The sequence below is a fragment of the Paraburkholderia sp. J76 genome (genome assembly GCF_905220295.1).
In the GTDB taxonomy this organism is placed as follows: Bacteria; Pseudomonadota; Gammaproteobacteria; order Burkholderiales; family Burkholderiaceae; genus Paraburkholderia.
In genome coordinates this window covers 627232-640279 of the sequence record NZ_CAJMZJ010000002.1, presented here as the reverse complement: position 1 = coordinate 640279, position 13048 = coordinate 627232, and the positions used below count along the sequence as shown (strand labels likewise).

Here is a 13048-nt window from a genome sequence, read left to right as displayed (position 1 = left end):
CATGAAACTTTCCGCATTCATTGAAAGCGTCGGCGTGATTGGCCCGGGGCTCGCCAACTGGCCGCAGTCGGCGGACGTGCTTGCGGCGCGCGCGCCATACGCGAGCGCGCGCACCGTTTTGCCGCCGCCCGAGGGCTTGCCGGCGGCGGAGCGGCGGCGCACAGGAGCCGTCGTCAAGATCGCGCTCGCCGTGGGTCACGAAGCCGTTGCGGCAAGCGGGCGGGACGCCGCGACGCTGGCCGCCGTGTTCGCGGCCTCGGGCGGAGATGGTCAGAACTGCCACATTATTTGCGACGCCCTGGCCAGCGACGACCGCCTGCTATCGCCCACGCGTTTTCACAACTCGGTGCATAACGCGCCCGCAGGTTACTGGAGCATCGCCACGCGTGACCAGGCGACGTCGAACGTGCTGTGCGCGCACGACGGCAGCTTCGCGGCGGGTTTGCTCGAAAGCGCGTGCCAGGTGGCCGTGGATGGCGTGCCCACGTTGCTGATCGCCTACGACGCCGATTATCCCGAGCCGCTGCACACGCTGCGTCCCGTGGCCGATGCATTCGGCGTCGCGCTCGTGCTCGCGCCGCAGGCGGGCGCGGCGACGCTCGCGCGGCTCGACGTGACGCTCACTGAAGCGTTCGCGACACCGCTCGCTTCGCCCGAACTGGAAGCGCTGCGCACGAATAATCCCGCCGCGCGTGCGCTGCCGTTGCTCGAAGCGCTCGCGTGCATGAACCAGGCGGGCCAAGCGAGCCAATCGGGCCAACCGGCAAAACCGGCAGAACCCGCAAAACCGGCACGCGTGGTCATCGACTATTTGCCGGAGTTGCGCATGCAGATCGACGTGACGCCCGCGGGCGCGTTGGGAGAGGGCGCATGACGATGCAAGCCGTCGTGCCGGGCTCGCTCATGGAGACGATCGGAACGATCGACCGCGCATGGATCGCGGCCCGCATACCGCACAGCGGCGCGATGTGCCTGCTCGACGGCGTGCAGGCGTGGGACGAAACGCGTATTCGCTGCACGGCGGCAAGTCATCGCGATCCGCAGAACCCGCTGCGCTCGCGCGAACGCCTCGCGGCGGTCTGCGGCGTGGAGTACGCGGCGCAGGCGATGGCGGTGCATGGCGCGTTGCTGGGCGCGATGGATGGCGCAGCGGCGGCCCGCCCGCGCGCGGGTTTTCTTGCGAGCGTGCGCAACGTGCAGGCGCATGTCGAGCGCCTCGACACGATCGCGGCGCCGCTCGTCATCGAAGCCGAACGCGTGAGCGGCGGCGGCAACACGGTCCTCTATGATTTTACGGTGCGCGGCGAGGGCCGCGTGCTGCTGACGGGGCGCGCGGCGGTCATGCTCGACGCGTCCGCGGTCGTTCGATGACAACACAAAAGGGAGCCCGACAATGAAATCCAGGCGGTTCATACTCGCCGCGCTCGTGCTGGGCATGGCCAGCACGATGGCGCACGCCGACGTTCACGAAGTGAAAGAGGACATCAAGCACGATTCGAAGGAAGCCGCCGCGAAAACCGGCCACGCCGCGCGCGACTTCGGCCACGCCACCGCGAACGCGGCGAGGACCGTGGGCCACGGCATCGCGCATGCGTCGCGCGAAGGCTACGAGGCCACCAAACGCGCGACGAAGCGCGTGTTCCACAAGGACGGCAGCGCGGATAGCAGCGAAAAGAGCCAGGCGTAAGGCATTTTTCGCCGCGCGCCGGCACGCCCCAGGCGTTTACCCTCGCGCGTGCCGCCGCGCGACCTCTGCATCGCCGCCCGGCGCGGCTTTCCATCCGCGCTTAGTTCTCCCTGCTCGCCGCCGATCCCCGCGCCTCGCTACTTCCCACTTCAAGATACCGCCGCCGTTGCCGTTAATGCAGGGGCGGCGCAGTCGCTCGCCTGAGGGCGGACGGAACGCCGCGCACCACACAACGAGATCGAGCCGACCACGGGCGCTACGTGCACGACATGCACCGCGGCAACAAGAGGGGAAGAAGGTATGGTCCATTCCCAGGCGGCGGGAGCGTTCGACGCAGCGGGATTACGGGGCGGTCAGCCGGAGGTGTCAAAGGAATCGAGCGAGGCGGCGAACGGAACGGATGCGGCGCTCGCACAGGAGCGCAGCGTATTGCGCCTGTTGTCGCGCAGCATGCCGCTGCCCGAACTGCTGGCGGAGGTGTGCTGCCGCGCCGAGCGGCTGCTGGGCGCCGGCGCGCACTGCGCGATCCTGCAACTGGACGGCGACGGGCGGCGCCTGCGCATCGCCAGCGCGCCGTCGTTGCCGGCGCGGTATCACGCCGCTTTCGACCGCACGCCCGTCGGTTCCGGCACGAGCCCGTCCGGCACGGCGATCTTCGCGCGGCGCGCGGTGTGCGTCGACGATTTCGAGCGTGCGCACGAGTGGGGCGAGTACCGCCGCATCGCGCTCGACAGCGGCTTGCGCGCGGTCTGGACAACGCCCCTCGACGGCGACGGCGGCGGCGTGCTCGGCGTGCTCGCCGTGTACCGGAACCGCCCCTGGCGCCCGACGGCGGCCGAGGAGGCGCTGCTGTGCGATATCGCGCGCAGCGTCGCGGCCATGCTCAACCAGCAGACCATCGCCGAGCGGCTCGCGCAGAGCGAGGAACACCATCGCCTCGTGGTGGACCACCTCAACGAAGGCATCGTGATGCAGGCCCGCGACGACACCGTGCTCGCCTGCAACCGCAGCGCGCGCCGTATCCTGCGCCTGCCCGAGGACGCCATCGGCCAGAGCATCATGAAGGTGATTCCGCGCGTGCTCGACGAAAGCGGCAAGCCGCGGCCCACCTCGAAACGCCCGAGCATGCAGGCGCTCGAAACGGGTAAGCCCGTGCTCGGCGAGACGGTCGGCCTCGAACTCGCGGATGGTGAGATCGTGTGGGTGAGCGAGAACGTGCTGCCGATTTTCCGGCCCGGCGAAAGCGAGCCGATTTCCGTGGTGGTTTCGTTCACGGACATCGGGCCCGTGCGCGAAGCGCAACAGCAGTTGCGCTACCTCGCCACGCGCGACGCGCTCACGGGCCTCTACAACCGCACGTTTCTCGCCGAGCGCATGCATGCGCTGCTCGAAGGCGCGAGCGGCGCAGCGCGGCCGGCGCTCCTCTTCGTCGATCTCGACGGCTTCAAGAAAGTCAACGACACGGGCGGCCACGAGGCCGGCGACTCGCTGCTGCGCGACGTGGGGCGGCGCCTCACCGGCTGCGTGAGCGAGGCGGACACGCTTGCGCGCGTGGGCGGCGACGAATTCGTGATCGCGGTGCGCCGCTACGACGACGTGGACGAACTCGTCGCGCTCGCGCAGCGCGTGCTCGGCGCGATTGCCGCGCCGTTCGCGGTGGCGGGCAACGAGTATTACCTGGGCGCGTCGATCGGCATCAGCCTGTATCCCGACGATGGCCGCAGCGCCGCCGCCCTCATGCGCAACGCCGACTCGGCCATGTACGCGGCCAAGCAGCGCGGCACCAACCAGTTCCAGTTCTTCACGACCGAGTTGCGCCAGCGCTTGCAGCGCCGCTTCCAGATCGAGCGCGGGTTGCGCCGCGCGCTTGCTTCGGGCGAACTGCGGCTCGCCTACCAGCCGATCGTGCACGGCGAAAGCGGCCGCATGATCGGCGCGGAGGCGCTGCTGCGCTGGGAAAGCGAGGAACTCGGCCAGGTTTCGCCGGCGGAGTTCATTCCCGTGGCCGAGGACACCGGCATGATCATCCCGATCGGCCAGTGGGTGCTCGAACACGCGTGCCGCCAGGCCGTGCAGTGGCGGCGGCTGTTCGCGCCCGACTTCGTCATGGCGGTCAATTTTTCGCCGCGCCAGATCGCGGACGGCCTGGTCGAGCAGGTGAAGGGCTGCCTTGCGCGCACGGGCCTCGCGCCCGATGCGCTCGAAGTGGAGATCACCGAAGGCATTCTCATGAGCGACAGCCAGAGCGTGCTGCCGCTGCTGCATGCGCTCAACGACATTGGCGTGCGCATTTCTGTGGACGACTTCGGCACCGGCTATTCGTCGCTTTCGTACCTGAAGCGCTTTCCGCTGCACCATCTCAAGGTCGATCGCACGTTCGTGGCGGGCCTGCCCGACAACCGCGACTCGGTGGCGATCACGCAGGCCGTCGTGGCGATGGCGCATTCGCTCGGCATGCGCGTGACGGCGGAAGGCGTGGAAACGCCCGAACAGTCGTCGTTTCTGCGCTCGCTGCGCTGCGAGCGGCAGCAGGGCTATCTGTTCGGCAGGCCGGTGAGCGCGCAGGCGTGCGCGACGCTGCTGCGCGAGCATGCCGCCCGGCGCGTGCGCGAGGGCGCGTGAACGGGCCTTGTTTCGGCACGGCCGGGCCGGAGGACCGGGAAAATCGGGCGCAAAGCGGCAGGCTCAAGATTTCCCGCGCCAGGCCGTAGACGAAGGCAGGAAGCGGATGCTGCACGCATCGCGCCAAAGGAAAAGGACACGAGAGAATCATGGACAGCGGCTTCGCAATCGACGAACGGACCCGCCTGACGAGCACGAACCAGTTCGAGCTATTGCTCTTCCGACTCGGCGCGGCGCCGGGCAGCGAGGTTGGCGAAGCCTTCGGCATCAACGTGTTCAAGGTGCGGGAAATCCTGAGCATGCCGGCGATCACGCCGATCGCGGCGTCGTCGCCCTACGTGCTGGGCGCGGCGAACATCCGCGGGCAGGTGATGCCCGTGATCGACCTGCCGCGGCTCATGGGCTGCGAGCCGGCCACGGGCCTGAACATCCTGCTCGTGACCGAGTTCGCGCGCTCCACGCAGGGCTTCGCGCTCGAAAGCGTCGATGAAATCGTGCGGCTCGAATGGAGCCAGGTGTTGACCGCCGACGTCACGATGGGCAACCGCGTGACGAGCATCGCGCGGCTCGAGAACGACCCCGAGAGCAAGAAGCTCGTGCAGGTGGTGGACGTGGAGCAGGTGCTGCGCGACGTTTTCCCGGCGCAGCACGGCGCGGTGGTGGCGGAGGACGTGGGCGAGCCCGCGATGATTCCGCCCGGCGCGAAAGTGCTGGCCGCCGACGACTCGGGTTTCGCGCGAGAACTGATCGGGCAGAGCCTCCAGGCGCTCGGCGTGGAATACACGATGGCGAAGACCGGCCTCGAAGCATGGAAGCAGCTTGACGCGATTGCGACGAGCGCGGAGCGCGACGGCGTGCGCGCTAAGGATCGCATCGCGCTTGTGCTGACCGACCTTGAAATGCCGGAGATGGACGGCTTTACGCTCACGCGCAAGATCAAGGCGGACCCGCGCACCGTGGACATTCCCGTGGTGATCCATTCGTCGCTCACGGGCACCGCGAATGAAGCGCACGTGAAGAATGCGGGCGCGAGCGGTTACGTGGCGAAATTCGCCGCGGGCGATCTCGCCGGGGCGATTCGCAGCGCGCTTGCCGGGAAGGCGGTTTACGCGTGATTTGCCGATTGGATCGTCGCGCATCGAGGCGCGCCGGCCTTTCTATCGCACTGCGAAACGAAATCGCGTCGGGGCTTTCGCGGCATTTAACGCAGAAGCCTCGTAGCTGACCCAGCCAAAACCATGCACCGCAGCGACAGGGCAAGCAACCGCAACCGAAGCGAGCATGGTGCCGGGCATCGGCAAGTCGAGGAGATGCCAGACTCCATCCTTATGAGCGTCGAGAACGACGCTCGGGCTGTCGTCCTGCAAGAGCCCTTCGGTCACGTCGAACAACGGCTTGTCGGCGGCGTCGGCGAGACTCGCGCGGCGGACATGCTGGCGCGTGTGGTGCGTGTGGCTCGCTAGCGGCTGCGCGTCGGCGATTGCGGCGTCGTTGAATGAACTGCCGAGCGACGAACCTGCCGGAGTGACCATGCTGATTGCAAGGCCAACGTTCGCTCTGGCGACCGCGACCAGTACCCACGCGCCCGCGTAGACAGTGGCGATGGACAGCGGACTGCGCAGAGGGTCGAGGCGCAAACGCCCCTCGCGGTCTTCGTACAAGGGCAGGTCGCTGGCGGGCAATCCCGTCAAACCCGCGAGTATTTCGCGCAAGCATGCGCGCGCAACGGCGTAGCGCTTGCCCAGCGCAGGATTGGGATAGTTCTTGATGCGCGCCAGTTCGGCCCTTGAAAGCGTCGCGTACCCGGAGTCTCGCGAAAGCTGGCTCCATTCGGGCCGGAATCGCCACAGGAAGAGCGTGTTGTCCTCGACGAGAGAGCGTTCGTCGCCGGGCCGGAAGTTGAGTCTGTGCGCAACGAACTTCGGTATCGGATGAGGCTGCATGACGGGCTGGCGTTTCCCGTTACCACTTAGTAATCCTTCGCATGTTCCGCATGCTTGTGCATCGTCGAGGAGCAATAGCTCTCTCGCTGACAGGGTGTGGACACTCATTGAACCCTCGGTTTGGAAAGGTGTCGTCGAAGGCTATGATGAGCGATTTCCTCTATAATTGCAAATGATTCTCATTTGAAAAGGACGAAACCCATGCGTCTCGCGGAAGGGCGTTTGCTTGAGCGGCACGGTCGCTGGCCGGAGGATGTCGAAGTCCGCCTGATCGATGCGTCCGCGAGCGCTGACGACCTCGCGCGCATGCAGGAAACGCTGGATGCATCCGAGCGGCAGCGAGCAGGCCGATATCGTTTGCAGGCGGATCGTGAACGCTTCGTCTGTACGCGATACGCATTGAGAACCGTGCTCGCGGGATACACCGGGTGCGAGCCCGCGGCGCTTCGTTTTCGGCAAGGCGCGCGCGGCAAGCCGTTTTTGGAGGATCATCCCGGCCTGTCGTTCAATGCATCGCACTCGGGTGGTCACGGGCTCATCGCCGTTTCGGCGCGGCGCAGCGTCGGCGTGGACATCGAGCATGTCAACGCCGGGGTCGATTGGCACGCGATCGCGGACCTCGTCTGTTCCGCACAGGAGCAACGCATCATCGAAGATGCCCGCGCCGATCAGCGGCGAGCGCATTTCTATCGAATCTGGACAGCCAAGGAAGCGCTCGTGAAGGCGCTCGGTCTCGGCATTGGCGACGATCTCGCCAGCATCAGCGTTCATGTGGCGGCGGGAAGCCCGCAGCGGCCCGCGGTCGCGACGGGCAGCGAATTCGCGGCGGCGGCCGCCCTTAAATACCGCTGGATAGACGAAGTCGAAGGGCACGCGGCCTGTGTGGCGTTCGGAGACGACAACGCCCGGCCTGCGTTTACTTCTTCGTCATCCGTTCAGGAGTCAGGACCGGCACGCGCGGCGGAAACCTCGCTATTGCGCCAGCCGCCGCCCAGCGCGCGATAAAGCGACACCGCCGCCTGCAGCCGCGCGAGATGCAACTGGACGTGCTCGTCTTCTGCCGCGTACAGCGTGCGTTGCGCATCGAGCACGTCTAGCGAAGTTGCGGCGCCGGCGCCGTAGCGGCTCTCGGCAAGGTGCAGCGTGCGGCGCGCTTCGCGCAGTTCGTTGTCCTGAGCAGCGCTTTGCGCATCGACGCCAGCCGTCGCATTGAGCGCGCGCTCGACATCGGTGAACGCGGCGACAATCGACTGGCGATAAGCCGCCAGCATTTCTTCCTGCTGCGCAAGCGCGAGATCGCGGCCCGCGGCGAGCGAGCCCGCGTTGAAAATGGGCGCCGTCAACGCCGCGGCGACGCTGTAAAGGGGATTGTCGAAAATGCGCACGGCGCGGTCGCTGCCCGTCCCCGCGTAGGCGGTGAGCGTCAGCGAAGGGAGCATCGCCGCGCGCGCGGCCGCCACGTCGGCGTGCGCCGCCGCGAGCCGCGCCTCGTTGGCGGCGACATCGGGCCGCCGCGCGAGCAGCGTGGACGGCAGACCAGCGTCGATGGCGGGCGCGCGCACGCCGGCAAGCGTTCGCGTGGCAATGTCGAAGCCCGACGCCGGCACGCCCGATAGCAGCGCGAGCGCCGCTTCGCTGTCGTTCGACTGCTGTCGAAGCTGGGCAAGCTGGCGTTGCTGCGCGGCCAGCAAGGTGCGTTGCTGCGCCACGTCGAGCGGTCCCGCGAAGCCCGCGCGCCACTGCGATTCGACAACGGCAAGCAGACGCCGCGCGGTCTGCAGATTCGCCTCGGCGATGTGTTCGCGCTCGCGCAATGCGACACTTTGCAGCCATGTGTTCGCGACGTCCGCGGTAATCGTGATCGTCACGGTCGCGCGGTCGAATCCGGACGCGCGTGCGTTCGCGCGCGCCGCGTCCCTCAGCGCGCGATTGCGTCCCCACAGGTCGAGTTCGTAGCTCGCCGCGACGCCGAGATCGAAGGCATTGCCGCTTGGCAGCGTGTCGTTGATGGAGAAGCCCGCTTCGCGGCTCGCATCGGCGAATCCTTCGACGTTCGGATAAAGCGCTGCGCCCGCAATGCGTGCATTCGCCCGCGCCTGCTGGACACGCGCGAGCGCGGCCGCGACGTCGTAGTTGCCGGTCGATGCGCGCGCAACCAGGTTATCGAGTTCGTCGCTGCCGAAGCTGCGCCACCAGTCGCTTGTGTCGTCGGCGCCCGCAGCGCCATTCGCTGCGTAACGGTACGTGGCGGGCGAAGCAATGGCGGCGTCGGGCGGTGGCGGGGCGCTCATGCAACCCGCGAGGCCGAGCATCAGCGTGAAAGAGAGGGGCTTTTTCACGCTGTCACTCGTTCGCCAGTGCGACGACAGGGTCGAGCCGCGCGGCGGCGCGCGCCGGCATGAACCCGAATACGAGGCCCGTCAGCAGCGCGCAGCCGAAGGCCGCAACGATCGCGCGCAGCGAGAAGATGGTCGGCGCATTCACCGCGATCAGCACCGCGCCGATAAGCAGCCCGCAGACGACGCCCGCCGCGCCGCCAATGCCCGACACCAATATCGCCTCCGTCATGAACTGGCGCAGGATGTCGCGCTGGCGTGCGCCCGTCGCAATACGAATGCCGATCTCGCGCGTGCGTTCGCGAACCGTCATCAGCATGATGTTCATCACGCCGATTCCGCCCACCACCAGCGAGATCGCGGCGATCAAACCCAGCATCAGCGTCAGCATGTCCTGCGTTTCGGTTTGCGTCCGGATCGACGCCGCGCGGTTGTAGACCTGAAAGTCGCGCACATGGTGCGCCGCTTCGAGTTCGTCGCCGATGCGCCCAGCCGTTTCGTCGGCAAGATCGAGCCTGTCGATCAGCACCGAGATCCACGAAAGGTTAGTTGTGCCGAGCACGCGATGGCTGCCGGTGGAAAAGGGCACGAGGATCACGTCGTCGTCGTCGCTGTCGCCCGAGGTCGCGCCTTTTTCCTCCAGTTCGCCGATAACGAGCAGCGGGACGTTGTTCACGAGCACGTATCGGCCGACGGGATCGGCCGTGCCGAAGAGCTTTTCACGCACCCGCTTGCCGACCAGCGCCACGGCCGCGAGGCGGCGGTCGTCGTCGGCATCGAAGAACACGCCGCGAACGGGTTTCCAGTTGAGCACCCGGGACGCTTCCGGCCCGACGGCCCACATGCTCGTTTGCACGTCGGCGTTGCCGTAGCGCAGCGTCACCTGGCCCTGCAAAAAAGGCATCGCGGCGGCGACGTTCGGCACGCCGCGCACGCGCTCGACGTCCGCCATCGTCAGCGTCCCGCCCGGCCCGCGCGCGTTGTCGCCGCCCGGCGTGACGTACATGCGGTTCGTGCCGAAACTCGCCATCTTCGCAATCACTTCGTGCTCCGAACCTTTGCCGATTGCCATCATCACGATCACGGACGCCACGCCGATAATCACGCCCAGCAGCGTGAGCAAGGTACGAAAGCGATTGATGCGCAACACTCGCCACGCGGCGCGCAGGGCCTCTTTCGCGTCGGCGAGGAAAGACGCCGTGTGCGCAACGCCTTCGGCCATCGCGGCCATGAATGCGTGGCCGTCCAGCGAGGCTTCGGCGCGCGCCGCGTGCGCCGTGGGCGAATCGCCGACGATCTGGCCGTCGCGAATCTCGATGATCCTGTGCGCGCGCGCGGCGACGTCGCGATCGTGGGTGATGAGGATGACGGTGTGTCCTGCCGCCGCCAGTTCTTCGAGTAGCGTCATCACTTCCGCGCCGCTGCGCGAATCGAGCGCGCCGGTGGGTTCGTCGGCAAGCAGGATGTGGCCGCCGTTCATGAGCGCCCGCGCAATCGACACGCGCTGCTGCTGGCCGCCCGAGAGTTGCGACGGCCTGTGATCGAGCCGCCCCGCGAGTCCGAGGCGGCCCAGCAACGCGGCGGCGCGTTCGGCGCGCTCGCGGCTCGGCGTACCCGAGTAGACCGCCGGCACCTCGACGTTTTCGCGGGCGGTTTCCGTGGCAATCAGGTGATAGCCCTGAAACACGAAGCCGAACGCTTCGCGCCGCAGCCACGCAAGCTCGTCGGCGTTGCATTGCGCAATGTCCTTGCCGGCGAAAAAGTACGAACCGGCCGACGGACGATCGAGACACCCGAGAATGTGCATCAGCGTCGATTTGCCGGAACCGGACGCCCCGACGATCGCGACGAATTCGCCTGCCTCGATCTTCAGGGACACGCCTCGCAGCACGTCGACAACGGGCGGCACGGTGCCGTCGTCGGCTTTCGACGTGCCGCCGTACGACCGGCGTATGCCCCGTAGTTCGATGAGCGGCGCGCTCGCGCAAGGGTTCGCGCTTACCATTCGAAGCGCCCGTCGATGGCGCGGCTGCGCCTGATCGCGGTGACGAGCAGATCGCCCTGCCGCAGCCCCGAAAGCACTTGCGCGCGCAACCGGTCGTGAACGCCGATCCGCACGCGCCGCTCGCTAACCGCGCCGTCCACCAGCACGCGGGCCGCGTACACGTTCGCGTCGCCGGGCACGGGCGTCATCGCCGCAAGCGGCGCGGTGAGCACGTGCTGCGCGCGTGCAATGACGAAAAACACCTGAGCGCTCATTTGCGGCATTAACTGCGCGTCCGCGTTCGCGACGTCGAAAAGCGCCGTGTACAGCACGACCTTGCCTGCCGTGGGCGCGGCGCCTTGCGCCGACCCTTGTGCGTTGTCGCCGGCAGGGGCGGGATTGGACGGTGCGGGCAGAATCTGCGCGACCCGGCTCGTCCAGCGCCGGTCCTCGCTGCCGAGCGTCGTGAAGTAGACGGGCGTGCCCGCTTTCACGCGCAGCACGTCGGCTTCGGAAACTTGCGTCCAGACCGTCATCGTCGTGAGATCGGCGATGCGCATGATGATCGGCGTCTGATACGTCGCGTTGAGCGTCTGCCCTGCGCGCGCGTCGAGCGTCACGACGGTGCCGGACATCGGCGCATAAATGCGCGTATAGCCGAGCTGGGCTTCGTCGCCCTTGAGCGTCGATTGCGCGCCGTCGATCTGCGCGCGCAGATTCGTAACCGTGGCTTCGGCGCTGCGCAGCGTGGCGTCCGCCGATTGCAGGTCCTGGTCGCGCGTGGCGCCGTCCGTCATCATGCGGTGCTGGCGTTGCGCCTGTAGACGGGCGAAGTCGCGCTGCGCATCGGCGCCCGTCAGTTGCGCGCGCAAGCTATCGAGCGACGAGCGATCGACGTCGACCTTCGCCTGCTGCACGCTCGGGTCGATCTCGACGAGCAGTTGCCCTTTGCGCACCTTGTCGCCGGCCTGAACGTGGATCTTGCGAATCTCGCCGGACGCCTGCGCGCCGATGTCCACATAGCTATGCGGTTGCAGCGTGCCGAGCGCGGTCACGCTGGACTCGACGTCGCCGCGCGTGACGGCGACGGTTTCGACGTGTTCGACGGTCCTGAACAGCATGGCCCACAGCGCGAACAGGATCAGTAACGAGATACCGGCGAAGCAGGCTGTGCGCAGGGAAATATGGAAGGGTCGTCTCATTGGCCGCGGGTGGGCGCCTTCCATTCCCGAACGAACGCTTCGCGCTCAGGGCGCGATGCGGGGCGCTGCGCGCGTTGCGGCGTACCGACGAACAGGAAGCCCAGCAGGCGTTCAGACGGCCCGAAGCCGAGCGCGGCATGCATCGCGGGCTCGTAGGTGTCGTCGCCGGTGGCCCAGAAGCCGCCGTATCCGAGTGCGTGAATCGCGTTCAACAGGTTCATGGTCGCCGCGCCCATCGACATCAACTGCTCGATTTCCGGCACGTGCGACGTCGAATCGACGGCCGCGCCCAGCGCGATGACCACGGGCGTGGCAAACGCCTTTTGGCGTCGATGCGCATGCGCCGAGCGCGGTTCGCCGGGCGCGCGCGCGCACGCCAGATCGACCAGCACGTCGCCGAGCGCCCCGCGCGCGTCGCCGCGCACCAGCACGAATCGCCACGGACGCAAACGCGCATGATCGGGCGCGCGCAACGCGGCGTCGAAGATCTGCGCGAGTTCCGCGTCGTTCGGGCCCGGCTCGGCGAGCGGCCAGTGCGACTCGCGCGAGAGCAACGAGTCGAGGACGATTTGCGCGCGGCTGGACGCGTGATCAGTGAGAGCGGCGTTCGGGATGGGCGAGTTCATCTCTTTCCGGGGTGGGCTATCGAGCGATGCATGATGGCGGAAATCGTACATGAACGCAAATGATTCGCATTTGAGACATCCAGATGTCATCCACGTGACAGCGACGGGAAAAGCGCGCTACACGCCCATTTGAAGCGGATTGCAGCGGTTTTCCGCGGCTTTTTCCCGCCCGGCGCGGCCCTTGACAAAGCGCGGCGCAGCGCTCAGAGTAGCACCTCCAAACAGCAATGATTCTCATTTCAAGCTCGCGACGGCGCGTTGACGGCGGTCGCGAGAATGGGTTTGCGCATGGTCGAAGCGACGGTGTTTCAGTCGCCCCATTGCCGCCCGCTACAGGAATGAGTCTCGTTTGCGTCATTCACATAGCGGCCGCCCGGCCGCGGTTCCATCGGAGCGTTCAATGAGCTGGGGCGACGAAGACACGCATTTCCACGTGGTCATCAACGACGAGGAACAGTACTCGATCTGGCCGGACTACAAGGCGATCCCGGCAGGTTGGCGCGAGGCGGGCAAATCGGGCAAGAAGCCCGAGTGTCTCGCATGGATCGACGAGGTCTGGACCGACATGCGTCCGCTGAGCCTGCGCAAGGCGATGGCCGCCGACGCCGCCCGCGCGGCCCAGGGTCAAGCCGATCCGGCGGCCTGACG

The 13048-nt window shown here is 67.2% G+C and carries 12 protein-coding genes; 7 read left to right on the top strand and 5 right to left on the bottom strand.

Annotated elements, in window-relative coordinates:
- Window position 1 precedes the first annotated feature (1 nt).
- The 5 genes from U5768_RS06300 to U5768_RS06280 all read left to right on the top strand — a co-directional run bounded on the left by U5768_RS06300 (window position 2) and on the right by U5768_RS06280 (window position 5424).
- Entirely contained in the window at window positions 2-874 is an 873-nt protein-coding gene (locus U5768_RS06300) for a beta-ketoacyl synthase chain length factor (protein WP_322029509.1), read from the top strand.
- A 2-nt stretch (window positions 875-876) separates the two neighbouring features.
- The gene (locus U5768_RS06295; RefSeq protein WP_322029595.1) at window positions 877-1371 is read left to right on the top strand and encodes a 3-hydroxylacyl-ACP dehydratase; all 495 of its coding nucleotides are present in this window, start codon (window positions 877-879) and stop codon (window positions 1369-1371) included.
- Between the two features lie 22 nt (window positions 1372-1393).
- Window positions 1394-1687 carry a hypothetical protein gene (locus U5768_RS06290; RefSeq protein ID WP_322029508.1) on the top strand — a complete coding sequence of 98 codons (294 nt, stop codon included), beginning with the start codon at window positions 1394-1396 and terminating at the stop codon, window positions 1685-1687.
- Window positions 1688-1987: 300 nt separating this feature from the next.
- Entirely contained in the window at window positions 1988-4309 is a 2322-nt protein-coding gene (locus U5768_RS06285) for a putative bifunctional diguanylate cyclase/phosphodiesterase (protein ID WP_322029507.1), read from the top strand.
- Between the two features lie 149 nt (window positions 4310-4458).
- Window positions 4459-5424: a chemotaxis protein gene (locus tag U5768_RS06280; RefSeq protein WP_322029506.1), complete on the top strand. Its 966-nt coding sequence runs from the start codon at window positions 4459-4461 to the stop codon at window positions 5422-5424.
- A gap of 42 nt (window positions 5425-5466) precedes the next feature.
- Here the strand turns inward: U5768_RS06280 and U5768_RS06275 are convergent, their stop codons facing one another.
- Window positions 5467-6252: a hypothetical protein gene (locus U5768_RS06275; protein ID WP_322029505.1), complete on the bottom strand. Its 786-nt coding sequence runs from the start codon at window positions 6250-6252 to the stop codon at window positions 5467-5469.
- Window positions 6253-6453: 201 nt separating this feature from the next.
- Here U5768_RS06275 and U5768_RS06270 point away from each other — a divergent pair, with 201 nt between their 5' ends.
- Window positions 6454-7257, top strand: coding sequence for a 4'-phosphopantetheinyl transferase family protein (locus tag U5768_RS06270; protein WP_322029504.1), 804 nt, complete (start codon window positions 6454-6456; stop codon window positions 7255-7257).
- Here U5768_RS06270 and U5768_RS06265 read toward each other — a convergent pair.
- Genes U5768_RS06265 through U5768_RS06250 form a run of 4 tightly spaced genes read right to left on the bottom strand, consistent with a single transcriptional unit; the run spans window position 7188 to window position 12400 of the window.
- A complete protein-coding gene (locus tag U5768_RS06265; protein WP_322029503.1) occupies window positions 7188-8591 on the bottom strand; it encodes an efflux transporter outer membrane subunit in 1404 nt (467 codons plus the stop codon). The two genes, U5768_RS06270 and U5768_RS06265, sit on opposite strands and share 70 nt — an antisense overlap.
- A gap of 4 nt (window positions 8592-8595) precedes the next feature.
- Complete coding sequence (locus U5768_RS06260; RefSeq protein WP_322029502.1) at window positions 8596-10593, bottom strand: MacB family efflux pump subunit; 1998 nt, start codon at window positions 10591-10593, stop codon at window positions 8596-8598.
- Window positions 10587-11774 carry an efflux RND transporter periplasmic adaptor subunit gene (locus tag U5768_RS06255; RefSeq protein WP_322029501.1) on the bottom strand — a complete coding sequence of 396 codons (1188 nt, stop codon included), beginning with the start codon at window positions 11772-11774 and terminating at the stop codon, window positions 10587-10589. Before U5768_RS06255 ends, U5768_RS06260 begins: the two co-directional genes overlap by 7 nt.
- Window positions 11771-12400, bottom strand: coding sequence for a nitroreductase (locus U5768_RS06250; protein WP_322029500.1), 630 nt, complete (start codon window positions 12398-12400; stop codon window positions 11771-11773). Before U5768_RS06250 ends, U5768_RS06255 begins: the two co-directional genes overlap by 4 nt.
- Before the next feature lie 400 nt (window positions 12401-12800).
- Between U5768_RS06250 and U5768_RS06245 the strand changes: the two genes are divergently transcribed.
- Window positions 12801-13046, top strand: a complete 246-nt coding sequence (locus tag U5768_RS06245) for an MbtH family protein (RefSeq protein ID WP_322029499.1) — start codon at window positions 12801-12803, stop codon at window positions 13044-13046.
- The last annotated feature ends 2 nt before the right edge of the window (window positions 13047-13048 follow it).